This is a genomic window from Saprospiraceae bacterium (assembly GCA_016717265.1).
In the GTDB taxonomy this organism is placed as follows: domain Bacteria; phylum Bacteroidota; class Bacteroidia; order Chitinophagales; family Saprospiraceae; genus Vicinibacter.
Genome location: JADKFX010000001.1, coordinates 2,574,494 through 2,596,254 on the forward strand (window position 1 = coordinate 2,574,494; position 21,761 = coordinate 2,596,254).

General features: G+C 31.9%; 31 protein-coding genes. 4 read left to right on the forward strand and 27 right to left on the reverse strand.

The genetic code is table 11. From position 1 onward, the window contains the following. Window positions 1-51: 51 nt before the first annotated feature. The 11 genes from IPO86_10010 to IPO86_10060 all read right to left on the reverse strand — a co-directional run bounded on the left by IPO86_10010 (window position 52) and on the right by IPO86_10060 (window position 6,048). The gene (locus IPO86_10010) at window positions 52-240 is read right to left on the reverse strand and encodes a hypothetical protein (GenBank protein ID MBK9728440.1); all 189 of its coding nucleotides are present in this window, start codon (window positions 238-240) and stop codon (window positions 52-54) included. Between the two features lie 87 nt (window positions 241-327). Continuing rightward, on the reverse strand, window positions 328-1,068 hold the full coding sequence (locus IPO86_10015; GenBank protein MBK9728441.1) for a hypothetical protein: 741 nt from the start codon (window positions 1,066-1,068) through the stop codon (window positions 328-330). Window positions 1,069-1,074: 6 nt separating this feature from the next. Further along, complete coding sequence (locus IPO86_10020; GenBank protein ID MBK9728442.1) at window positions 1,075-1,620, reverse strand: hypothetical protein; 546 nt, start codon at window positions 1,618-1,620, stop codon at window positions 1,075-1,077. Between the two features lie 17 nt (window positions 1,621-1,637). Then, window positions 1,638-1,853: a hypothetical protein gene (locus IPO86_10025; protein MBK9728443.1), complete on the reverse strand. Its 216-nt coding sequence runs from the start codon at window positions 1,851-1,853 to the stop codon at window positions 1,638-1,640. Window positions 1,854-2,130: 277 nt separating this feature from the next. Beyond that, window positions 2,131-2,409, reverse strand: a complete 279-nt coding sequence (locus tag IPO86_10030; GenBank protein ID MBK9728444.1) for a hypothetical protein — start codon at window positions 2,407-2,409, stop codon at window positions 2,131-2,133. Between the two features lie 891 nt (window positions 2,410-3,300). After that, the gene (locus IPO86_10035) at window positions 3,301-3,795 is read right to left on the reverse strand and encodes a ribonuclease H-like domain-containing protein (protein MBK9728445.1); all 495 of its coding nucleotides are present in this window, start codon (window positions 3,793-3,795) and stop codon (window positions 3,301-3,303) included. Window positions 3,796-3,889: 94 nt separating this feature from the next. Further along, complete coding sequence (locus tag IPO86_10040) at window positions 3,890-4,501, reverse strand: hypothetical protein (GenBank protein ID MBK9728446.1); 612 nt, start codon at window positions 4,499-4,501, stop codon at window positions 3,890-3,892. Then, the gene (locus IPO86_10045; GenBank protein MBK9728447.1) at window positions 4,498-4,758 is read right to left on the reverse strand and encodes a hypothetical protein; all 261 of its coding nucleotides are present in this window, start codon (window positions 4,756-4,758) and stop codon (window positions 4,498-4,500) included. Before IPO86_10045 ends, IPO86_10040 begins: the two co-directional genes overlap by 4 nt. Then, window positions 4,755-5,054, reverse strand: coding sequence for a hypothetical protein (locus IPO86_10050; GenBank protein ID MBK9728448.1), 300 nt, complete (start codon window positions 5,052-5,054; stop codon window positions 4,755-4,757). Before IPO86_10050 ends, IPO86_10045 begins: the two co-directional genes overlap by 4 nt. After that, a complete protein-coding gene (locus IPO86_10055) occupies window positions 5,051-5,431 on the reverse strand; it encodes a hypothetical protein (protein MBK9728449.1) in 381 nt (126 codons plus the stop codon). The genes IPO86_10050 and IPO86_10055 overlap by 4 nt, the downstream gene beginning before the upstream one ends. 392 nt (window positions 5,432-5,823) lie before the next feature. Beyond that, window positions 5,824-6,048 carry a hypothetical protein gene (locus IPO86_10060; GenBank protein MBK9728450.1) on the reverse strand — a complete coding sequence of 75 codons (225 nt, stop codon included), beginning with the start codon at window positions 6,046-6,048 and terminating at the stop codon, window positions 5,824-5,826. Window positions 6,049-6,466: 418 nt separating this feature from the next. Here IPO86_10060 and IPO86_10065 point away from each other — a divergent pair, with 418 nt between their 5' ends. Then, window positions 6,467-7,315, forward strand: coding sequence for a hypothetical protein (locus tag IPO86_10065; protein MBK9728451.1), 849 nt, complete (start codon window positions 6,467-6,469; stop codon window positions 7,313-7,315). A gap of 25 nt (window positions 7,316-7,340) precedes the next feature. Continuing rightward, on the forward strand, window positions 7,341-7,973 hold the full coding sequence (locus IPO86_10070) for a hypothetical protein (protein MBK9728452.1): 633 nt from the start codon (window positions 7,341-7,343) through the stop codon (window positions 7,971-7,973). A gap of 85 nt (window positions 7,974-8,058) precedes the next feature. On the opposite strand, the gene IPO86_10075 is transcribed toward IPO86_10070, so the two are convergent. From IPO86_10075 to IPO86_10100, 6 genes are all read right to left on the reverse strand, one after another. Beyond that, window positions 8,059-8,454: a hypothetical protein gene (locus tag IPO86_10075; protein ID MBK9728453.1), complete on the reverse strand. Its 396-nt coding sequence runs from the start codon at window positions 8,452-8,454 to the stop codon at window positions 8,059-8,061. A 9-nt stretch (window positions 8,455-8,463) separates the two neighbouring features. After that, window positions 8,464-9,012, reverse strand: a complete 549-nt coding sequence (locus IPO86_10080) for a JAB domain-containing protein (protein MBK9728454.1) — start codon at window positions 9,010-9,012, stop codon at window positions 8,464-8,466. A 114-nt stretch (window positions 9,013-9,126) separates the two neighbouring features. Next, window positions 9,127-9,642, reverse strand: a complete 516-nt coding sequence (locus IPO86_10085; GenBank protein ID MBK9728455.1) for a hypothetical protein — start codon at window positions 9,640-9,642, stop codon at window positions 9,127-9,129. Window positions 9,643-9,734: 92 nt separating this feature from the next. After that, a complete protein-coding gene (locus IPO86_10090; protein MBK9728456.1) occupies window positions 9,735-9,893 on the reverse strand; it encodes a hypothetical protein in 159 nt (52 codons plus the stop codon). 240 nt (window positions 9,894-10,133) lie between these two features. Then, window positions 10,134-12,686 (reverse strand): DUF3854 domain-containing protein, encoded by a 2,553-nt coding sequence (locus IPO86_10095; GenBank protein MBK9728457.1) that lies wholly within the window; start codon window positions 12,684-12,686, stop codon window positions 10,134-10,136. After that, window positions 12,635-12,868 carry a hypothetical protein gene (locus IPO86_10100; protein ID MBK9728458.1) on the reverse strand — a complete coding sequence of 78 codons (234 nt, stop codon included), beginning with the start codon at window positions 12,866-12,868 and terminating at the stop codon, window positions 12,635-12,637. The genes IPO86_10095 and IPO86_10100 overlap by 52 nt, the downstream gene beginning before the upstream one ends. A gap of 118 nt (window positions 12,869-12,986) precedes the next feature. Here IPO86_10100 and IPO86_10105 point away from each other — a divergent pair, with 118 nt between their 5' ends. Next, on the forward strand, window positions 12,987-13,379 hold the full coding sequence (locus IPO86_10105; protein ID MBK9728459.1) for a hypothetical protein: 393 nt from the start codon (window positions 12,987-12,989) through the stop codon (window positions 13,377-13,379). 349 nt (window positions 13,380-13,728) lie between these two features. On the opposite strand, the gene IPO86_10110 is transcribed toward IPO86_10105, so the two are convergent. The 5 genes from IPO86_10110 to IPO86_10130 all read right to left on the reverse strand — a co-directional run bounded on the left by IPO86_10110 (window position 13,729) and on the right by IPO86_10130 (window position 18,820). Then, window positions 13,729-14,013, reverse strand: a complete 285-nt coding sequence (locus IPO86_10110) for a hypothetical protein (GenBank protein ID MBK9728460.1) — start codon at window positions 14,011-14,013, stop codon at window positions 13,729-13,731. Between the two features lie 19 nt (window positions 14,014-14,032). Next, window positions 14,033-14,470: a hypothetical protein gene (locus IPO86_10115; protein ID MBK9728461.1), complete on the reverse strand. Its 438-nt coding sequence runs from the start codon at window positions 14,468-14,470 to the stop codon at window positions 14,033-14,035. A 377-nt stretch (window positions 14,471-14,847) separates the two neighbouring features. Further along, a complete protein-coding gene (locus IPO86_10120; protein MBK9728462.1) occupies window positions 14,848-16,644 on the reverse strand; it encodes a thiol-activated cytolysin family protein in 1,797 nt (598 codons plus the stop codon). Window positions 16,645-17,296: 652 nt separating this feature from the next. After that, the gene (locus IPO86_10125; protein ID MBK9728463.1) at window positions 17,297-17,782 is read right to left on the reverse strand and encodes a hypothetical protein; all 486 of its coding nucleotides are present in this window, start codon (window positions 17,780-17,782) and stop codon (window positions 17,297-17,299) included. Between the two features lie 540 nt (window positions 17,783-18,322). Beyond that, a complete protein-coding gene (locus IPO86_10130) occupies window positions 18,323-18,820 on the reverse strand; it encodes a ribonuclease H-like domain-containing protein (GenBank protein ID MBK9728464.1) in 498 nt (165 codons plus the stop codon). 94 nt (window positions 18,821-18,914) lie between these two features. On the opposite strand from IPO86_10130, the gene IPO86_10135 reads away from it, so the two are divergent. Beyond that, complete coding sequence (locus IPO86_10135) at window positions 18,915-19,697, forward strand: hypothetical protein (protein MBK9728465.1); 783 nt, start codon at window positions 18,915-18,917, stop codon at window positions 19,695-19,697. A 14-nt stretch (window positions 19,698-19,711) separates the two neighbouring features. Here IPO86_10135 and IPO86_10140 read toward each other — a convergent pair whose 3' ends face one another. The 5 genes from IPO86_10140 to IPO86_10160 all read right to left on the reverse strand — a co-directional run bounded on the left by IPO86_10140 (window position 19,712) and on the right by IPO86_10160 (window position 21,665). Continuing rightward, complete coding sequence (locus IPO86_10140) at window positions 19,712-19,786, reverse strand: hypothetical protein (protein MBK9728466.1); 75 nt, start codon at window positions 19,784-19,786, stop codon at window positions 19,712-19,714. Window positions 19,787-19,846: 60 nt separating this feature from the next. Then, a complete protein-coding gene (locus IPO86_10145; GenBank protein MBK9728467.1) occupies window positions 19,847-20,287 on the reverse strand; it encodes a JAB domain-containing protein in 441 nt (146 codons plus the stop codon). A 174-nt stretch (window positions 20,288-20,461) separates the two neighbouring features. Beyond that, window positions 20,462-20,683 (reverse strand): hypothetical protein, encoded by a 222-nt coding sequence (locus IPO86_10150; GenBank protein ID MBK9728468.1) that lies wholly within the window; start codon window positions 20,681-20,683, stop codon window positions 20,462-20,464. Further along, window positions 20,680-21,018 (reverse strand): hypothetical protein, encoded by a 339-nt coding sequence (locus tag IPO86_10155; GenBank protein ID MBK9728469.1) that lies wholly within the window; start codon window positions 21,016-21,018, stop codon window positions 20,680-20,682. The genes IPO86_10150 and IPO86_10155 overlap by 4 nt, the downstream gene beginning before the upstream one ends. Before the next feature lie 500 nt (window positions 21,019-21,518). Next, window positions 21,519-21,665 (reverse strand): hypothetical protein, encoded by a 147-nt coding sequence (locus tag IPO86_10160; GenBank protein ID MBK9728470.1) that lies wholly within the window; start codon window positions 21,663-21,665, stop codon window positions 21,519-21,521. Window positions 21,666-21,761: the final 96 nt, after the last annotated feature.

Here is a 21,761-nt window from a genome sequence, read left to right on the forward strand (position 1 = left end):
AATATTTGTATATATAACTATAATTAGAAATATATTTGTATAGATTTATTTTTAACTACCATTATAGCAAATTAAAACTGATGCCACATAAGCATCTGAGTTATTCTGATGTAAAGAATGTGAAATACTAATAGTATTTATAGCCTCCCTATATTTAAAAAAATCAATTAATTGTTCATTAATTTGATTCATTGCAACTTTAGGGTCTTTATCTTTTGTAATAAAGTTTTGTATTACCATGGTTTTGTTTTTTTAAATATAGTTTAAAATTAATGCGAAGCATGAAATGTAAAGAATCACATTTTTATGTATAACAATATAAATAAATTAACCATTCAACTTATTTCTATTACTTAATTCCTTATCAAATTCTTTTAATGCACCTATTAAAGGTGTTGAATAAGCAGTTAATCTATTTTGAATAAGATTTGTATTACGATATATTAATAATCCAATTATTATAGAACAGAGCAAAGGCAAAACCCCAATAACAGTAATAGCAAATAAATTGGTATATACCGGGAATTTATTAGTTATATAATCAGTAAAATCAAATATAGTATTGAAAGGATAAAAAATAGATAAAATTAAAATTAAAAATAATAATACATGTCTAACCTTTTCAATAATATGAAAAGTACTTACTATGCAAATTACAAAAAAGAAGAAGTAAACACAAGCAATATTTTTAATCAGCCACACGTAAATCTTTCCATCTTCCCACTCTATTCCAATAGCAAATAGAGTATATAAAATTAACAAGGACGAAACTCCACTCATGACCATGATAATTTCTCTAATCTCATTGTAACTTGCAATAAGTTTATCTTTTTGAGTTTCTAAAAATATAATATCATTTGGATTTAATATTTTAATATTGGCCGTTTCTATTCCTTGGTCAATTATTAATTGATTTGCAGATTTGATTTCATTATTAACTTTGTAAAAATTATTGTTAAGATTTTCAATTTTCATTGATAGTATATCTCTTATTTGCTTTATGCCACTATAGGCAAGATTAATACCTCCTAGTATTTCAATAAAAGAAGAACTGTCAAGTAGTTTCATTTTAAATTATTTCAACAAAATGCTTTCCTTTAATAAGTTTCTAAAGATATTGGATATAATTAATGTTCTTTTTTCATCATTAAAGGAACACATTGCTTTATGCGTAGCACTTTCTGTTTCGTAACGAAACATTTGTTTATCTGCAATGCAGAAATTTAAATTAATATTATCGGTATTATTCTTAATATGCCAAATTTTTACTAACCCATAATCAACATAATCTAATAATATTTGCATTCCTTTTGAAACATTAATACTAACACATTTTTCATCATCAACTATGATTGTGAAATTTACACTTTTAGATAAGGCCATTTTTAACCCGTCAATATAATTATCTTCATTTGAAATTTCGCCTGAGAAATTATTTGCCTTTATATAGACATTATTTTTTGCACATGAAAATATTTTTCCAAGTACAATTGCAGCAAATTTAGAACCCCTATTTGGAAAAACTATAGGTGATTTTGAATTTGCCAATAATTCAACTTTTGCCATAAATGACAATAAATCCTCTTCTTTAGGATTAATGATTATTTTAGAATTATCCATAATTTTATTATAGTGATTTATTGTTTATTATTTTCTATTGTGTATTGAAAATAAGTATTAACCATTTCATCAAGACTTGAAATAGCTTCTTCTTGATTATTGCCATATCCTAAAATATCAAGTGAAGGCAAATTTGCATAGAAAATATCATCTTCTTCAAATAGAACTAAAGGAACATCCATGGAAATTGTAGCTGAATTTCCTTTATGTAGGATTTTTATGATATCAGCCATGAATTGTTTAGATTTTGAACGTCTTAGCAAAAGTACTACAGAGTAAACAAATTTATCAAATTTTTTAATAGATGATTAATAACCAGTCATTTAACGACAATCCCCTCCACTCAAGTATTTTTCTCCATTTTTGATACAACTATAACACATTCAACAAATTAAATGCCAAAATGATTGAAATTCTATCAATCATTAACCAAGCATTATACAGGGCATATATAAAAAAGGATCCTAGCTGTATGCCAGGATCCTTGCTAAAGACATTCTGTGACTGTTTTTAAGACTTAGGACCCATTAAATCAAATACTGTTTTACTTAGAGCTTCCATTTTAGCGAGATACTCTTTTGTAAGCCGGTATGAAGTAACCAGATCTGCACGCTGCATACAGTCTAGATCACTCAGGTCAGGCGCTGTCATAGCCATAAAGAAAAGCTCGTCGAGATCTTCTAAAAAGCCTCCTGGTCTTGCCAATTGAAAATAATCGCGTGTAGCGGTTTCTAAAGTCTCAGGATGTGTAGCGGATCCTGTTTCGCTCTGTGAATTTGTGGTTGTCATACAAATACATTTTAAAAGTGAATAATATAGGCACGGTCACTGACAACCACCTGTTATGCAATAACAGAAGAGCTTCCGGACTCTCACCGGTATGCCATGCCTTGTTCTTGAAATTTAACTTTTGAAAATAATGCATAATAAATGGTTGTCGATACAAATTTATAACAATCCACAATCCTGAAGCAAAATATTTTGTTAAATTTTATTTTGTTTTTGGGTGAAAATGCAAAATATCTATTCCACCGCTTCTCAGCCAAAACCACAGAAATCTCACGCGACTGACGAAAAGTTTTTGGGAAACTGAGTTTTTGGGTAAGAAAATAAAGTTTTTGGGAATTCTCCCAAAAACTATTCTATTATAATACTATTTCTCCCAAAAACTTTTTAATTTCTCCCAAAAACTTTTGCTGTTTTAAATATATTAAAAATTGATAATCAAGCAAGTAATGTTTTGAAAAGTGGGTTTCTCCCAAAAACCCAAAAACTTTTGACCAGTTGAGTAAAAAGCCCTTTTTTTGTTACTTTTTAGTTAATTTGACTAAAATTTCTCCCAAGAACACTCCCAAAAACATTTGAGTTTTTGGGTGAAAACGGCAAAAACATAGCTTTTACCCAGAAACTTTTCAATTTTGACCATTTTGAGTCTGTTTCAAAACACATTTTTAATGCAAATAAATGTACTTGAAATTCAGAATATAAATGATAACCTGTATAAAAAACACAGAATTATATTTGGTTCAAAAAATCCGAAGTTTCCTTATCCTCGTAACTGAAGTTATCGGATTGCTGGGTCGGCCATTGGCCGTTTTGGAAAATGGAGATTGGTGTCTTCAATGAATTGAAGACGGTTTTTATCTGATCACCTGGCGGTGATCAGCGAGATGTTGACAGCTAAACGAGTCTGCAAGTGAGTATTTGCTCGTCTGTAAGATCAAAGCGCCTGCAGATGATCTGGAAGAGTTTACGAAGGTTTACAACATCTTCTTGATTGTAGATGATAACATGTTTGCGCTTTTCGAGATTAAACCAGTCTTTCCAAATGGTGAATACACTGGTTTTGTATTTACGCTTTTGCCGGCCGACGGCATAAAGTTGCTCGATGTAAGCAAGTTTATAACTTGATAGTCCTGGTAAAACCTGCCTAAACAGTTTGAGTGCATTTATGCAGATATAATCATTGCGAAGCTCCATGCCAAAATGCTTTTCCAGATATGCAATGTCTGGTCCATAAATGATGATGTATTTTACTCCCTTCAACAGTGCGATAAAAGCTTTTTGGTTTAGCCTAGACTCGTACAATGCACCAGATCTGCCATCTGCAAAAGCATATCCTAATAGAAAAATGTTTTGATCAAGTGTCCATTCTGCATCAAGGTAAAGGGTCATAGTGTGGGGATTATAATATTAAAAAAAGGCAGGCTACTTTGTCTACTAAAGTTTTGCCTGCCTCCGTTTGTAATCTGACTTAGATTATTCTTGACTAGATTACCCAGCCTGTTTTTGGCCGGAATTCTACTTTTTGTTTTCCGTTTTTATCCTGGTACCAGATAGTTTGCCAGTTAGCTTTTTTAAATGTAAGTACATGAGTCCAGGATCCTGGTATATTACGCATATCAGCAAGTATTCCATTCACAGGAGATTTTGCCAAAACTTCTATTGGTAATGCCGGCAATGAAAATGGCTTAACCAGAAAAGAAATTACTTTATAATCTTTTGCAAGTTTTAAAGCAATCGCATCAAGACCAGCTTTGATTTCATAATATTGAGGAATGATGATACCATCTTGACGTGCATAGGATGCATACGCATGATGTTGATTTTCTAACCAAAGATCTTGATATCCATTGGTGAGTGTTCCTTCATAAGCAAAAAAGATTTCGATACTATCTTTTGTGCTGGATCCAAAACCACGTGCAGTAATGATTTTAGCTGCAGGTATTCCACAAGCAATTAAAAATCCTGTAACCCAATCATTGTTGATATTATCGATTCCAACACTAACTGATTTTCCAAGATATTTAAATGCGACTACTTCATTTGGTGAATAGTCGTATGCAGTTTTGTAAATAAGATTTCCTGTGACAAAATTCATGATTCTATTTTTGAATTGTTAATAATTAATTTTTCAACATGTTCCTCACATTCTTTTTTGTATTCATCTCCTGCTATAATTGCGGCATCAATGATTGAGTCTGCAGTTTTATTCGTAAAAAATTTTACTACATTTAGTGCAGCCTTAATGTACTTCCAGTAATGCATTATTCTAAATAATGGTGGTGTTGAAGGATGTGCAAGTTTAAATTCTAATGGAACATTATTTAGTTCCTCAATTTGTTTTAAAAGTTTCATTTGTTTATTGATTTAGGAAATAATAATTCACCAGCCTTATAAGTCCTTATCACAATAGGACTAGAATTATCCATCATAGCTTTTTTGCGTTGTGCCACTCCATATTTATGGCCATTTTGAGCGCATGCTTGAATGGTTTTAATTAGGATCTGAGCTTTCTGAAAAAGATCATCTGGCTCCTGGCCATTGGCTATAATGTCATTAAGTGCGGTCTTGAAATTATGGTAATCATTATGAAGCCGGTTACGATGTAACCGCATATAAGTTTGCGGATCGATACGGCGTTCAGTAATCATGATGGCTTATACTCTAATTCGTATTCTGATACTTCAATGAAATCAAACTTTACTTTTTTGCGCAGTTCATCGTATAGATTTAAGCAAAAGACATTGCGCTCATATGTTGACTTGCCATTGCCTTCTATGTGTAAAAGCCATTGGTAGACTTGCAGTTCATTTAGACAAAGTATTGATTCTTGAAATTTATCTGAAAAATTAAAATTAATTTCTGTGCCAGTAAGATTGAGATTTGGATGTGAGGCTAAATATTTTAATTCTGCAATTTCATTTAGATTTAAAGCCTTGATTACAGACAGTACATCAATCCATATCACATTATTGATTACTTGGTAATGGATCCATTTTTTGCGATATATGAAAGTTTTTGGTTTCATAACATGATTTTAAAAACGTGCCGGATTTAAGAAGTACCGGCACGAAAATGTATATGTATGCACAAATTCAAATAATAGAAAAAAAACAGCGCAATACTTCATTAAGCATTGCGCTGCAGGAGAAAACAACCTATGAGCTACAGTGGTTGGATTTGCTGTTTTTGGTTGGGAATACAAAAATTCCCGGACGGATGAATACAGGTCATTACGGTCAGATGCAGACAGATCCCGCCCGGGGGTTCTATTGATCACGTTAAAAATCTCATGTTGGCTTTGCATCTGACTAATAAATACAGTGCAAAAATGTAACTATAATTACATATTACCAAACATTATAGGTTAAAAATTACTTAAAATGTAATCAATAGCAAAATAAATGTAATTTAAGTCGATCAAGGGCTGACCTGCTTAACATTCTCAAGATCACTTATAAGCTTTATTAGTGACTTGATAGACCTGGCAAATGAAACCCTGGAAATGGTTTCATGGTTTTCAAAGTCCTCGCTACTGGCAGCCAGGATAAAGAGTTCATGAAGATCACGACCTATATCTTCAAGGTCATGATTATCTTTAAACTCTGATACAATTTCATCAAAGGAAAGATTGGATTTATTCATGGTTATTAATTTACAGGGTATAGTGTCGGTGTTAGGGAGTTTAAAGATAAGAAATTGAGCTTTTAGATATTTGTATTTTTGAAATATATTTTTATTTTAGTCAGGGTTTACCCTGATTTTTATCAGGGTAAACCCTGATTTTTGAATTAAAATATGTTAATTACTTGACACTTACTTCTTTTTACTGTATATTTGAAAAATCATTTTCAAGATTCAAATAACTGTATTAATTGCATTTACTTTTTCATAACAGAAAAAATGAATCAGGAAAACACCTTTTGTTAAATTAAACGCTTCATCTCTTCAAATGTCAAAGTACATCGCGAGTGAGCATTATCTGAACACCTCACTTAAAGCTTAGTAAGTAAGACGGAATCCTTAATTCGTCAATTAAGGAACAATTACTTAATACTTTTATATGAAAAAATTAAGTTTAAATCGTATAATTAATTATACCTTTATTACTATTATTATTTTTATACTTTATGCTTCTTGTAATAAAACGGATAGCATTGAGTCTATAAAAAAGGACTTTAAGTTGAAATCAAGAGGCATTATTAGCGAAGAGTATGTATATCATGGTGTTCATTATATACTTTACTTTAATGACAATGACACTTCTTCTACTCCGAATAATGAAACTACTGCAGACTCTTTAATTGATGCACTTGGTTCAAATGAATACACAATTGCTTATTATGAAGATTACCCAGCATTAACATTTATAGAAGACGTAACAACCGGAGAAGAATCTGACTCAACACTTTCGGCTTGGTCTCCTAATGCATGTTTATATGTTGAATATTTTGCTGATGCAAATTTTCAAGGAGCTTCGTTTTGTGTCGATAACCAATTTGATATTCATGAAGTTCTAGTGGCAAACAATGCTATTTGTGCTGAATTAATTGCTGAATCAAATTTGGCGAATAGATCATACGGTCAAGGCCAATCTTGGAATGATCGAATTTCATCAATCAAAATATATCGGGATGGGGCCTCTAAAACATCTTATGATAACGCTGGATTCACTGGGAATGGCACGATGGTTACAATAACACTATTCCGAGGTGCGAATTTACCTATTTCATTTTGTGATAGAACTAAGTGGGTTATGCGACTACCAGGACCTGGCACTACAGAGTCTGCATGGGAAGTGCCAAATTTAAAGAAAGAAAGATGGGGATTTTTATGTACAAACATGAATGATAAAGCCAGTAGTTTGGCAGTAAGTGCATGTAAATGCAGCGCCCCTTGTTATAATTTTTAAAAATTGAATTACAAAATTGAGAATTATGATTAAGCAAATTTCTTTCATATTATTTTTAATGTTAAATGCATTTAATTTGAATTCTCAGTTTAAATTTAACGCTACGGTGGGAGTGAATTATTCAAATCATTTATTAACGGCATTCCCACCGGATTTTGTTAGAGCTTATCATGATGATTATAATTATATGATTCAATGGAATGTTGGTTTAGGTATAAATTATGTTTACCACAATATTAATTTTGAATCTGGTTTTGCAGTTAATAATAAAGGGTCAAGGGTAATAGAGATTCCTGCTGGATTTCTTGGCCCCTTTAGCTCAGTTTATACCTATTATGAGGTTCCATTACTCGTTGCTTACAAAATTAATAGATATAAAATTGAATGTGGTGGTGGTTTATTATTAGAATATCGGACTGCATCTACAGAAAAAACTAGCGATGATTATTCTAGACCTTATGGTTTAGATATTAGAGGATTTGTTAGGTATAATTATAATGAAAGATTTAGTTTAACAGGATCTTATACATATGGCAATTTTGATAAATTAATCACACAACCTAAAGGTCGATATCATTATATACATTCAGTTTTTGCATTGAATTTGAGCTATAATTTTTGGATCTCAAATAAACTTAAAGCAAAATATTTAAAGTAATTTTAAAGGTATTCAAAAACCTTCCTGAATGTCATTATTATTTTATTTCAACCCATAATTGTCAGCTTATGAGTTAATTTTTGACCTAATCAAATATCGAAAGTTGATATCCAACCCATTTAACAAATCTTGATTTATGCAAGCCAATTGGGAAAGTATAGTATCGTTTGAAGACAAGATCGCCAATCCATTCTCCATGATTAGAATTTTGAAATCTTGTCACATAAGTATCATTAGTTTCACCAATAATAGTTTCCTCGACTTCAACCCTAACCCAACCACCAGGTAATTTATATTCTGCTGGATTTTTTTCTATACGAAATATTCCCTTCTTTGGAATTTGATATTTTTGATAATCAAGTAATAAATTAAAATTATCCATTCGTTTTCTTTTTAATTGGTATAGCCAACCCATGATCCAAATACCACCGATCCGGAAGACGTCCATTCTTACGGAGAAACTCGATGGTATCAGAATCATAGATATAATTCATTTTATTAAGCCTTCATCTGCAAATGAATAATAGCTTGATTGAGTAATGATAATATGATCAAGCAGATTGATATCAAGAGTTTTAGCACCTGTATTTATTAAAGCAGTTAATTTAATATCTGCATCAGATGGTTTTGTATTTCCAGATGGATGATTATGACTAAGCATAATTCCGGTAGCTCCACTTTTTAAAGCTGCAGCGAAAACCATTCTGGAATCACAAACAGTGCCGGTAAGGCCTCCGGAGGATATCTTAATAAAGCCAATTGTAGTATTCGCTCTATTAAGAAGCAAGAGTATCATTTCTTCACGATACTCAATCAAATCAGCATCATAGAGTTTTCTAAAGAAGTCGGCAGCTTCATAAGAAGATTTAAGAGTCGCTTTTTCAAAGTCGCCTCGTTTGTACTTAAAAGTAAGTTCTGGTAATGAAGTTTTGTAATTCATAACAATAGAGTTTTTATGCTCTTTATTGCCTGAATAGCATAGCGTTGGCAAGGCCAAAATAGAAAAAAATACTACCTGCAAGGTGGAGATTATTTTCATTTTGCCAAATGGTTTAGCCTTGCCTGCGCAAAGTGATGGCGCATAGATTTGCTTAAAAACGCTTAATGGAATGACACAAAACATTATCTGATTGAATTAAATGTTAAATGCCGACTAATTAAAAAGCGATAGCTGACCAATTGGTGCTTGCCGGATTTCTATGATTTCTGATTTGAGTCTCCTGATATTCTCTGAAATTACAGATTTGGCTTTCTTTTGATCATCCAGATCCCTTTCTTTGTTAGAGATTAGTTTTTCGCGACGTTCATAAAGCAGCCCTTTTTGTGAGAAATGATCATAAAGTACCTCGTAACACTCTCTTTTGAAATTCAGGAATGCAGTTTTTGCTTTTGGATTAACTTTAGATTCATCAATTGAAAACAACCATCCAAATACATATTTTATTGGAAGGCAAAACATAGCTTGCTTTCTTAATCCAGTAGAATCAGATGCGTATACCGTATCGGTATACACATCTCCTAAAATTGGATCGTTCTTAATTCTGTCATATTGCTTCTGGTGATCAATTTTTAATGCTTGACAAACAGATCTAACAGCAACAAAGTGCTGTTCATTTTCAAAAGGACATTCAATGTCGATGTCATTTACTTTTACAATTTCTAAACTCATGATAATTGGATTTATTGAATTAATAATGGAATTCGTTATTTTTTATACCAAAAGAAGCTTTGTGATCCTTTCCTATATTTATCAATTTTATCTTATGTTATTGTACTTCGTTCTATTACCCAGAATCTAACTTCTTCACCTGAAATGTTTGCAAAAGAATTCGTTTCACTTGTTACAATACCAAATTTTAAATAATTCATTGAAGGACATTCAATGTCGATGTCATTTACTTTCACAATTTCTAAACTCATGACAATTGGATTTATTGATTAATAATGGAATTCGCTATTTTTTATACCAAAAGAAGCTTTGTGATCCTTTCCTATTGGTTCTAATGGTAAGTAAATTTCGTTGTTTACAAATAACACATCTTCTTTGCATACGCATTGTTCGGCCTCTTTTGTCATTTAATTTCTCAATTGTCCATACATGGCCAAAAATACATTTCCAAGTAAAACGTCTCAAATAATTTACAATAATCTTAATTTTTTTCATTTGCTTGAATTTAATAAGTCAATACAAATATTATAGGCCTCAACAAATGTTGAACATTCAATAATTAAAGTATCAAGTGATTCATTGTCACGTTCTTTAAACACAGGAAGCTGTTTTAAAACGGATTTGTTTCTAGTACTAAATTTTTTCCAAAACAAACTGTATCCAAATATTTCTATTTCCTTTTTTTCCATTTCGTTAATTTGCTCAACACTAAATAAATCAAGTATTTCAGAGGCATTAAAAATTGACGATGCTGTAAATGTGTAAAAAATAGATTTCTTGGTTGAAACATTCACAACAGAGCCAGCGATTTCAGAATATTCAATAGAATATTTTTCGTATTCTTTTGACCAGCCTGAATTTTTTAATTTCATTTTCTGTTCTAATCCCCAACGAATTGATGTTAAAGCAATTTTGTTTTCGTCGATCATATCTCTAATATCTTTGGTAGATAAATAAACAATTGCTTTATTGACATTAGACATATGTTCTTTAAGTACATGTTCAATGGTAATTTCGATTCCGGAGCGGGATTCACTAACAACAGCATCAAGTGCATCAGTACGAATAAGATTTGGATGAAACCATTGTCGATGCTCATAATGTGTAACCATCTTTCTATTTTGCAAAAAATGAAGAAAAGCTGGTATTTCTTTACGCAAATTGTCAAACCAGTATTTATCAATTTTATCTTCTGGTATTGTACTTAGTTCTCTTACCCAGAATCTAACTTCCTCACCTGGAATGTTTGCAAATGAAGTCTTGTCATTTGTGGCAATACCAACCTTGAGATAATTATCGATGATATCGGCATCGATACCCTTGTACTCGATCCTACCTTTGTCCGAAGTAACCAGACTTTTTAATTTTTCGATAGTTTCTTTTTTGTCTAAAAATGCTTCATCAATATATACCAATAATGCAGAAGCAAATAGCGAAGTAAATTGTCCGTTCAATTGATGTGAGTTTATAGGTTTAACATTAGCTTGAAAAATTGCGGCTATCCATTCCCAAAATTTGGTTTTACCGGTACCGCGTTCCGACGAAACCAAACATACGATTGGAAGAAATTGAGTAGGTTCTAAATACAATATTTGTAGGTAATCAAGGCCAAGCTCCCATTCATTGTAAATTTTGCCATGATGTGCAACGGTACCGGATCCAAATATGTGTTTTACAAAATCTATTGATATTGTAGTATTTCCAGGCATAGGATTATGACTTAATTGAAGGTATTTATTAAAATACTTCATTGAATGACCTTCCTTATCAGTTGCCAGAAAATCTTTTTTGAAATCAATATGAGCTGGTCTGTTTATAAAGCCATTATAGTATGGAATATCAAAGAATAATTTTTTTAAGAAAATCTTTAAACTTGGATCATCTGCAAAGTTTTTAGATTTTTGTTTGAACATGCCTGCAATGCCTGCAGGCTTAATTGGTTTAAGAGCATTCTCAATTTCTCCATACTTAGTAGGTACCGGTCCTTTAATAAAAAAAGTAGAGTCTACCATTATAAACTGTGTAGACTCCCCACACTTTTCATACCTTACCTTATTGCTAACTTCATCAAATTTATATGCGCTCCTGTGAAATACAAATTCACGTAAACCAATTATATTTTCATACTTATTGTAAAATGATTCAACACCTTCATTCAGACCAAAATATTCTCTGATTTTATTGGACGACTTAGATCCAATTTCCATTTTTTCAAACCAGGTACCAGACTTGGTTTCATCGTCCAATTCTTTTATTATTAGAGCAACCTTTTTAGGATTATCTATAATCAAATCGTCAATTCCTTTGCTAGGTGAATTCTCCTTGATGTGTGCAAATACTTGTTTTAGATTAAAATCACGTGTACGCTCTTTAAATTGCGTTACAGCGTTGCAAAATGCTTCTGCTCTTTTGCCTAAGTCCTTTGCTTCAACCCATTGTACAGTTAAAGTATCAGCGTCGGTTAAAAAAGTGATTGTTTCAACCGAGCATTCAATAATTATCTTTTCTATGTCTTTAAATACACTAGCCTGATCTTTAGCATTCCATATTTGAATGCCAGGAATGCCAACAATATCTAATCCAAACCTTGCTGCACACTTTGCTTTGATTTGGCCTTCTGTAATGATCAGATTTTTGATTTTAGTTTTCTTCTGGTATTTATCTACGATCTCAATAGGGATATAAGGAAAAACTCCATGGCCAGCCTCAAATGGTGTGATTTTACGTTCTTCACCATCAATGATTTGTGGTTTAGCCCATCTTATAAAGTGAAAGATTTGATTTGCCAGGCGAGAATGACTTTTCTTAACATCGACGGTAATAAATTGTCGATCCAGTCCAAAAACGCCAATACAAAGGTTTCCTTGTTCGTCGGCCCAATCTGTAGGCTTTTTTACTTTACCTGCAATTGGTTCATCTGGATTTGCAGTATAGTAAGCCCAATCCAGATCAGGGTTAAAGCCAATCTGGGTTAACCTATTTTGAGCATAGATCATACAAACGACGCGACTACTTGTTCTGGTTTTATACCAATAATGCGACATATTTTAACTACGTCTGTCATTAATGGAGAAGTGTCATTATTTAATAGATGTGTCCACTTGGTTAATGAGATACCTTCACTTTCGAGGACTTTCTTTTGATATGGATTCAGAAGTTTTCCTGAAACTAGCCAGGATTCGCCAGGAGTACCGGCAACGATTGGTTTAACGAGTTCAAGCAACATATGGTTATAAATTGTAATGCAAATGTATAAAAAAAGAAACATAACTATAAGAAAATAGTAATTATATTTTAACAAATAAGCTATTTTAAGGATTTAACTTTGTCAAAAATTACAAAAAATGAAACTTAATACCAAAACAGTAGAGTTTGACGGCTTACATATAGGGCAAATAGTAAGAAAAGCTATAGAAACTCGGCATATGGATTTTGCCAGAGTAGCAGAAAAAATGAATGTTACACCCACTGGTATGCATCACCGCATGAAAAACCCTACATTTTCAGATATATATGATATCATAAGAGTTTCTCAAGTTCTAGAAGTCGATGTTTTTACATTGATATTCAATGAATTAAACAAAAGAATGCCAAAGCTTTTTTCACTTAATGACCATGAATTTAATAATACTAAAATCAAATCTTTAACAGAAATGGTTGAAAAATTAATGCATGAGAACAAAAGCCTATATGATATTATAGCTGTTTATAAGAATTCAGCGCTAAAAGAAATGTAATTAGTAAAATTGGACTCCTTGTTTAATTACTCTATTGGTAATCAATTATTACAAAATATGTAATAATTACTTACTATAAATTATGGGAAAAACTTATACAAAAAATAAATGAAGTAATTGGGTTTTTAATTTCTGGCCATCTGAATTTCCTTGATAAAATCATTGTAACCAACACCCATTGTCTGTATGTTGCTGTTTACCATTCGGCTGTTTATGTATTTAAAATGACTTTGAAATGTAATTGGTCTTTTCAAAGTTTTATCCGGGTAGTTCCAACATTCGTGGCCACCGTTATATCTAATGAAAACTAATCCATCATTGCGATATCTAGAAAAAAGCATAATTATAATTAGTACGTTTTACTTTTTCTTCTTTCAATATACAATAGCGTAAATATTTTTGAATCCTCTGAGATCAAGAAAAATACCCTCCAATTACCGAACTTGTATCTGTAGGTTTTATCTTTCAATTTACCAGACTGAATAAATTCAATGTCGCAATTATGTGTATTCGGATTCTCTAACTTTTTCAGATACTCTTCAATGCTATCATGATATTGCTTATCGACATTTTTACTGAGCGACTTAGTAAAGTATGCAGTCTTGCCGACTTCGATTGGCTCCGGAAAACTCAAGGGGATATTAGCTTAGATTTTATGACTTTACTTCTGCAATGGCTTCATTCAATTCATCAATCAAAGAATTGTCTAAAATAATATCCACCATCTCAAGAACTAATCTGGATTTATTATGAAGCTTTTCAATCAGTTTTTTTAATTTTTGGGGAACATGTGCGGATTCATTTGCAAATTCATGTAAGTTGGCAAAACGTTCATTTAAATTTTCCAGTTTGGGATAGATTGATTTAAGTTCATCATCAGATAATACAGGAATGGAATTATTGATATCTTCTAAATACGCCAAAGCGTTTTGGTATGCTCTTGAAAGTTTAAAATTTAAAAATGGCATTAAAAGAAAGGATAATGGAAAAGTATCTAAAATGATAAATGCCAAATTGATTGTCTTATTGCTTTTTTGAACCGATGACAATAAATCGCTTTGGTGATCCTGCTGAACGGAAACTGAATTCATTTTTTGACTATTTGACTGAATTACAAAGATAAAACAAATAATATTGGTTAGTTAATAAGGTAATAAACTAAAATTAAGCGATTATTTAACGATTTTCCAAAATGAGCACCAAAAAATGGTTTTTACTTCATTAGGAAGTACAAATCAAATCCTTATGAGTAAAAATAATCCATTATTTACCGAAGTTTTAACGGTAATTATACAAGATATCTGCATATAAGCTTCATTCATCCCTTATTATCTTACTTTGATCCAGACATCAAAATTATATCACAAGAAATTTAACATGTATTTATTTCGTGCCAGAATTCATCCAGCAGCATCTTTTAGTACATCGAAAATTGACTTAAAAGAATCGAATGAACTCAACAAATAAATTAGGGAACATATTTATAAATGTCTCTAACTTTAATAATTTTATATAAAACTTCCATATTACAATTACTACCTGGATCACTACTTACAGAAATGCGTAGTCTTTGATTATATTTATTTTTAAACTCGCTGTAAGGAATAATAACATCAAAACCTTGATTTAAGCTATAACCACCAATTGGATCCCAATCTCCTAATAAACCATTAATTGAAAATCCATCAGAATTATTATCATCATACAATATTTTTTTTGAATTATCGATCCTAATTTCTGGGTACCCTTCATTGTTAGCATTTGATTCATTACCAGTAAAATATAGACGATGATCTTTAATGTTTAAGATTTGTCCGTTACCAATATCATCTAATTTACCCTGATCGGAATCATTGCGTATCCAAGCATTGTCTCCATCTACATTAATTTCTCCAAAAACATCTGCAAGATGATCATCAGTTATTCCCCAATCACAATCATTTAGAACTTTTATACCCTCGATTTTTACATAAGCTTCATCACCAATATCTACCGCACTATTTGGCAATGGTGTGCATTCCTTTAAATTGTACTTAGTAGTTTCTACAAACTTCGCATTTGTTCCATTTACTAAATTTGAGAATTGGTAAAATATAGGTTGTAAAGTAAGAATATCAGTTTCTCGATTAAAGTAATCAAGAATTTTTCCAGACCTTAATACTTCAACAACATCATCCAATCGACCTCCTAACCCTGTAGCATTTATACTTGAATTTTTTAAAAGTGCAGCATATTTATAGTCAGAACTCCCACTAAAACCCATATACGATGCTGAAACTGCAGCAATAATGCTATCAGCAGAAGTATTTGATACAACATTAAAAATAAGTATTCTGCCGTAACTAATATTAGAAATATAAACGGGCAAATTTGTATTACTTATAGTTCCTGAATTGAGTTGATCATTTAAGTCTAACATGGTAAACTCATGACTGAACCATCTTGCTGGTGATGCCGGTGGAACAATAAAAACAGAAAATGCCCTTTGAACGATATAAAAAGTGGCTGAGTTCTGAGTGCTTGATTTCGCAATAGAAAGATTTCCTTTTGCTTCGGCTCCCATATAGTTAATAGAAAACCCTAAATTAAAAAGTGATTCTTCTAATTTTTCAGTCTTTGCTCCATAGAAATATATATTATTTGCGTACGGTATATTTTTATTTTTAGCATCTAACAAAAGTTCAGCAATTGCAATTTTTACCGAAGTTCCGTCTGGATTTTCTATATACTTCGCTATTGTTTGGCTAGGTATGTCTAAAGCGATCATCAACGGCGCACGTTTTCTAATTGGAACTTCTGCTAAAGATCCTAATCCGCCTTCAATACCGTTTCCTTGAAGTAATGCACCTGGCCATAGTTTACCAACATCAGGATTCATTGTCACAATTTTATCAGGTGATTTACGTACATCAAGCGCTGTTGTAGTACAATTCAATTTTAATTGACCGCTTTTAGTATTTTGATTATTAAGTGTATCAAGACTTGACGTACTGCTTAAAGTGACTTTTTTTTCAGTTAAATCATGTGTACTGATCCAAGATGGTAATTTCCAAAAGTAATTATTTATTTTGACAGAATTATCTGTATTTGGATATAAACTATCTTGTTTTGCCTTCCAATCATTATAATCTTTCAAATCTTTAACGCTAATTACAGGTTTTTTCCACACTACAGTTAATTTTTTTAATCCATTTAAGGGTTGACTACTAACGAAATTACTAAATAAAATAAAAGAAAGTAAATGAATTAGAATTGAGAATTTCATAATAATGGATTTTATTGAAGTGAACATTAAATTGCCTTCTTTGAAACGAATATTTATAACAGTATACTGCCCATACTAAAAAGTAAACAGGTTAATAAATATAAATTCATTTCATTCTCCCCTATCTAAAATCAAATTTAATAACTTTTCAATTAAGTCTCGAATAAAATTAAATAGTGAATACTTTAAAAATAGTAAATATCGGTTTTCCAATAAATTATTCTATTTCGAATATTATATGATTAATAAAAAATAGACTAACGTTAGAATTTTGCTTTCTTTATAAAGGTCTATAAACTAATTAATTATGAATTAAACATTCGATTATTTAGCTACTATAACGGTTAATCTAAAGGTTAACCGTCTAAAAGATTACGCCAAGCTTCAGTTCCATACTTCTTTCCTGAATTAATCGATTTTGTACCCATGAATTTAACAAGAGTTTAGCTGCCTTTGGATTTAATCCAGCAGCATCTTCTATTAACTTTGAATATCTGTTTCCATACAAACAGAAATTAGGGTGTTACAAGCTTCCGGTTCTCAGCCTGGGGCTTTTTTGTTGTAATTCAATCAGTCCTATTCTAAGGAGAATCATGACTAAAAACCCTCTTGAATTAATCACGCGGTTTTTTATGAGCAAACAGATTTTTAATTAATCGATTTTTTGAATCATTATTTGCGCGAATATATCCCGCGTGTTAGGGATTTTGGAGGGTAAACCAAAGGCATTTGCTCCACCGGTATTATTATGTATCCAATGGTCTAAACTTAATGCAAGATTAAGATTTGTATTATCTATAACAATGGTCCCTAAAATAAAAGACCTTGTTACAATACCTAAACTTAATTCATCATTAGGAATTGCGGAAGAAAATTCTGAAGTTCCTAAGATTTTAATTAACTTAGGACTTCTAGCCTCTCGAAGACATAATTTATGTTCACCAGTTTTATAAGCGGGCGCAGATCCAGATATTAGATAGCTTCCTTGGAAAGGGAAAACTAAATTAAACCCTTGTAACCTAACGAATGGATTTACAGGTGGGATTCCTAAAAAAGTCAAATGACGTTGAGTCCAGCTATTATCAACTGGATTAATATTTGGTTGAGTTTGTTCAACAAAAATAAGAATTTCTACCATGGCAATAATTTAATTTGTGAAGTTAAATTTTTTAATCGTGTAAATGTACAATATTCAATTGATAGTTTGCTTTAATAAAAAACAGTATTATTCCTGTTTTTTATTTCAATTTTAAATTGTATTAGGACATTTTTTGAAACTTTCGAAATTCACGATTGAATTGTAAAAAGTTTCTGAAAACCTGTGTTCCTGTGAATCTTTTTGGATGGAAGAAAAGTTTTTGAGAGCTTACTCAATAACTTATACTCTTTTCTCAAAAACTATTTTATTTCTCCCAAAAACTTTTCAGTGGTTTTCCGAATCAAAAATTTGAAAATCAATCCGGAATATTTAAAGCACAGAAGTGTTTCCCAAAAACTCAGGAAGTACCCGGCTGATTAGGAATGAACCGTTTCCCTGTGAATTTACGAAAAACGGTCACTCAGAAACTCTCCCAATTTCATTTGAGTTTTTGGGTGGACAATAAAAAAGATTGAAAAAAAATTCGATGATTCCTGATCCTCCTTTCAGTAGATCAGGGTCAATCTGAATCCGAAAGGATTAGATAAGCCTGCAGGTCATTATCTGTTCGTCAGTGAGATTAAATCTATCAGCAATGATACGGAAGAGCTTTAAGAGATGGACTACATCCTCCTGATTGTAAATGATTACTTGTTTTCGCTTTTCCAGATTGAACCAGTCGCGCCAGATGGAAAACACACTGGTCTTGTATTTGCGCTTATTGCGGATGATGGAATAAAGTTCTTCTATGTAAGACAAGCGGTAACTTGGAAGTCCAGGTAAAGTCTTGCGGAATAACTTCAATGCATTGATGCAGATGTAATCTTCGCGAAGATCTATTTCAAAATATTTTTCCAGATAAGCAATATCAGGTCCGTATACAATGATGTAATCTACTCCTTCCAGGAGTTGCATAAAACCTTTTTTGGAAAGCTTGGAGTCGTAAAGTGAACCTACAAGTCCATCAGAATAGACATATCCGATTAAAAAGATATTCTGATCAAAGGTCCAATCACAGTCTAAGTAAAGAGTCAGTATTTGGTAGTTAAGTGATAGGGAAGATTAATAATAAATAATTTTCTATATTTGAAGAAGATTAGAATAATTATTTATCACTTAATAATCTTTTAAAATGGTCATTAGATCCGATATGTATGTTTGTGTTCAAGGCAGCCTAAATACCCGGGCAATAAAACAAAATTCTGGAACCGCAAATGAATTAAAGCAAAATTCTGGAACTGGAAATGATATAAATCAAAATTTGGGATCTGGAAATGATATAAATAAAGCTCAACCTCAAGATGTTTTAAATGATGTAGTAGAAGATCCCCTTTCCTATGGCGATATTTCAACATCTAATGTCATTTATCATAATGACCTTCCAGCTTCTGTAAAAGAATATAGAAACTATAAATATATATCTGAGTATAGTGGAAAAACTCATTACTATTATTCATTTGATAATACAAGAGCTTTATTGGAGTTTAAATCTCTTGGCATTTCGTTAATTTTATCAATCTTCAGTTTTTACTTATATTATGTGGCAACTAAACTTTATCGAGAGTATTTCGACAAAGAAAAAAAAGAAGAGATATGGAATTATGGATTTTATATTTTATCACTTCTTATAGTTATTATATGGGTTGGTATTATTATTAAATCAAAAGATTTAATTCCTGATTTTATTTTAAATGAAATCATTAATTATCCAAATCAATTTGTATTAGGTTTAGTTATTTCTAGTCTATTGCTATTCGGAATTGGAATATTTAGATTCATTGTTGTAGCATTCATTCAACATGCGGAAGATCAAATTCGTCTTGTAAAAGATATAAGGTTTTCATTTGTTGGTTTAATGTTTGGTCTGTTGAGCATATTAGCTGATTTAATTGCCCTTTGGTCAATATTTAGATAAAATGCATTTAATTATTACACCCTCCCCTCATCCTCAAAAAAATAAAAACTCTTATCATCAGCAATGATGATGTGATCAAGCAACTTGATATTAAGTGGTTTGAGAGCTTCTTATAATATTTTGGTAAGATCAATATCTTGCGATGAAGGCTACAAACCACCGCTGGGATGGTTGTGGCATAGGATCATGCCCGTGGCCAAAATCAAAATTGCTTTTTGCAAAATGAATTGTGTATCGACTACTGTTGATGAAATTCCACACAATGAAATTAGATCATAACCAATGATGAAATTTGCTCGGTTGAGATAAAGCACAACAAAGAATTCCCGGCGGTCTAATTCGGATTGTGGAACAATTTTTAAAAGTTTTTCGTAACAATCGTTGCTGGATGCTATTTTTTTGAGTTTTGATTTTGGTTTGTTGTATTTGTAGATCAGATCGACATTGGAATGTTGGAATTCCTTTGCTTTTGCAAGTAGTTCTTTTCGTTCTGCTTGGGATTGAGTGGTAGTGAATGATAAATTGAGATCCCTACTCCATTGATCATATCGTAAAGGAGTTTTTCTTTGCGCTCTGGATATTTTCCGAATTGTGCTTTACTGGATTTGTTGAGAAGCAGATAAGCGAATATTAGGATAGCCGCTGCTTCAAAGATGTAATTCTCTTTTTGTTTTCCCATAGTGAAAGGTGTTAAGTGATAGACTTATGAATGATCATTTCTCCGAACTCGTACTTGCGGATTAAAAGGCATGGATCTGTTTCCATTATTTTTTTTTCTTCCGTGCTTCTGCGTATTTGCGTGCATTATTTGTACAAGCCTGAATAGTTTTGATTAGCTCAGAATCTTTGCCGTATATATCATCAGGCTCAGCTCCATTTGCAATGACTTCAATGAGTAATGTTTTAAAATTGTAATAGTCGTCATGCAGTTTGCTACTATGTAGTTGCATGTATTGGAATGGTCCGATCTGTTCTTCATGGATCATGCTTTGCTCAATGATATTGCAGTATCGTTTTCCGGAATTTCTCTAAATTGAAATTTTACCTTACGCCGGAGATGTGTGTAGAAGTTAGAGATAAAAATATCACGCAGATTTGCTTTATGACTAAAACTCAAATGCTCAAGCCATAGATATAAATTCAGTTCAGTGATGCAAAGTGTTTTTTCAGAGTACGATTCGGAAAAATGAAAATCAATTTCACGGGCTCTAAGATCCAGGCTAGGATGCTTACCAAGATATCTGAGTTCTTCAATTTCATCCAGATCGAGGGATTTGCAGACTGATAGTATATCAATCCAAATCACATTGTTGAGAAACATGTAGTGTATCCAATTTTTCCTGAATATGAATGACTTTGGTTTCATACTGCAGAAAGATTTGAAATAAGCTAGGGCCGGGCGACCCTGACTTTTACTCTGCGAAAACTAAAAATTACGACCTTGTAAAAAAAGCAGCACCTGAGCACATCAGACCATGAGCTGTTGTCTGGAAAACCGACTGAGTTGCGAATGCGGTTTTAATTTACTTTTTTTGCTTGGGAATTCAAAAAATCCCGGACGGATGAATACAGGTCAGTATGGTCAAATGCAGACAGATCCCGCCCGGTGGTTCTATTGATCACCTTAAAAATCTCATGTTGGTTTTGCATCTGACTAATAAATACAGTGCAAAAATGTAATTAATATTACCAAACATTAAAGGTTATAAATTGCTTAAAATGTAATCAATAGGCAAATAAATGTAATTTGAGTCGATCAAGTGCTTGAACGATTAGCTTTTTCTAAATCACTTATAAAGATAGGGAGTGATTTAATTGACCTTACAAATGATACCCTTGAAATGTAAAATCCTTGCTACTTGCAGCCAGGACAAAGAGTTCATGAAGATCAAGACCTATATCTTCAAGGTCATGATTATCTTTAAACTCTGATACAATTTCATCAAAGGAAAGATTGGATTTATTCATGGTTATTAATTTACAGGGTATAGTGTCGGTATTAGGGAGTTTAAAGATAAGAATTGATGAGGTTTTTAGAAAGGAAATTGAGCAAAGTATAAAACT

Bases quoted from the DNA above. Each gene is read 5' to 3' on its own strand.
- IPO86_10025 (MBK9728443.1), bottom strand. From the start codon at position 1,853: ATGGCTGATATCATAAAAATCCTACATAAAGGAAATTCAGCTACAATT.
- IPO86_10060 (MBK9728450.1), bottom strand. From the start codon at position 6,048: ATGAATAAATCCAATCTTTCCTTTGATGAAATTGTATCAGAGTTTAAA.
- IPO86_10100 (MBK9728458.1), bottom strand. From the start codon at position 12,868: ATGTTGCTTGAACTCGTTAAACCAATCGTTGCCGGTACTCCTGGCGAA.
- IPO86_10120 (MBK9728462.1), bottom strand. From the start codon at position 16,644: ATGAAATTCTCAATTCTAATTCATTTACTTTCTTTTATTTTATTTAGT.
- IPO86_10030 (MBK9728444.1), bottom strand. From the start codon at position 2,409: ATGACAACCACAAATTCACAGAGCGAAACAGGATCCGCTACACATCCT.
- IPO86_10090 (MBK9728456.1), bottom strand. From the start codon at position 9,893: ATGAGTTTAGAAATTGTGAAAGTAAATGACATCGACATTGAATGTCCT.
- IPO86_10155 (MBK9728469.1), bottom strand. From the start codon at position 21,018: ATGTTTCTCAACAATGTGATTTGGATTGATATACTATCAGTCTGCAAA.
- IPO86_10055 (MBK9728449.1), bottom strand. From the start codon at position 5,431: ATGAAACCAAAAACTTTCATATATCGCAAAAAATGGATCCATTACCAA.
- IPO86_10010 (MBK9728440.1), bottom strand. From the start codon at position 240: ATGGTAATACAAAACTTTATTACAAAAGATAAAGACCCTAAAGTTGCA.
- IPO86_10135 (MBK9728465.1), top strand. From the start codon at position 18,915: ATGGTCATTAGATCCGATATGTATGTTTGTGTTCAAGGCAGCCTAAAT.
- IPO86_10065 (MBK9728451.1), top strand. From the start codon at position 6,467: ATGAAAAAATTAAGTTTAAATCGTATAATTAATTATACCTTTATTACT.
- IPO86_10080 (MBK9728454.1), bottom strand. From the start codon at position 9,012: ATGAAAATAATCTCCACCTTGCAGGTAGTATTTTTTTCTATTTTGGCC.
- IPO86_10020 (MBK9728442.1), bottom strand. From the start codon at position 1,620: ATGGATAATTCTAAAATAATCATTAATCCTAAAGAAGAGGATTTATTG.
- IPO86_10085 (MBK9728455.1), bottom strand. From the start codon at position 9,642: ATGAGTTTAGAAATTGTAAAAGTAAATGACATCGACATTGAATGTCCT.
- IPO86_10095 (MBK9728457.1), bottom strand. From the start codon at position 12,686: ATGTCGCATTATTGGTATAAAACCAGAACAAGTAGTCGCGTCGTTTGT.
- IPO86_10045 (MBK9728447.1), bottom strand. From the start codon at position 4,758: ATGAAACTTTTAAAACAAATTGAGGAACTAAATAATGTTCCATTAGAA.
- IPO86_10075 (MBK9728453.1), bottom strand. From the start codon at position 8,454: ATGATTCTGATACCATCGAGTTTCTCCGTAAGAATGGACGTCTTCCGG.
- IPO86_10160 (MBK9728470.1), bottom strand. From the start codon at position 21,665: ATGAATAAATCCAATCTTTCCTTTGATGAAATTGTATCAGAGTTTAAA.
- IPO86_10150 (MBK9728468.1), bottom strand. From the start codon at position 20,683: ATGATCCATGAAGAACAGATCGGACCATTCCAATACATGCAACTACAT.
- IPO86_10115 (MBK9728461.1), bottom strand. From the start codon at position 14,470: ATGAATTCAGTTTCCGTTCAGCAGGATCACCAAAGCGATTTATTGTCA.
- IPO86_10035 (MBK9728445.1), bottom strand. From the start codon at position 3,795: ATGACCCTTTACCTTGATGCAGAATGGACACTTGATCAAAACATTTTT.
- IPO86_10125 (MBK9728463.1), bottom strand. From the start codon at position 17,782: ATGGTAGAAATTCTTATTTTTGTTGAACAAACTCAACCAAATATTAAT.
- IPO86_10015 (MBK9728441.1), bottom strand. From the start codon at position 1,068: ATGAAACTACTTGACAGTTCTTCTTTTATTGAAATACTAGGAGGTATT.
- IPO86_10070 (MBK9728452.1), top strand. From the start codon at position 7,341: ATGATTAAGCAAATTTCTTTCATATTATTTTTAATGTTAAATGCATTT.
- IPO86_10105 (MBK9728459.1), top strand. From the start codon at position 12,987: ATGAAACTTAATACCAAAACAGTAGAGTTTGACGGCTTACATATAGGG.
- IPO86_10040 (MBK9728446.1), bottom strand. From the start codon at position 4,501: ATGAATTTTGTCACAGGAAATCTTATTTACAAAACTGCATACGACTAT.
- IPO86_10050 (MBK9728448.1), bottom strand. From the start codon at position 5,054: ATGATTACTGAACGCCGTATCGATCCGCAAACTTATATGCGGTTACAT.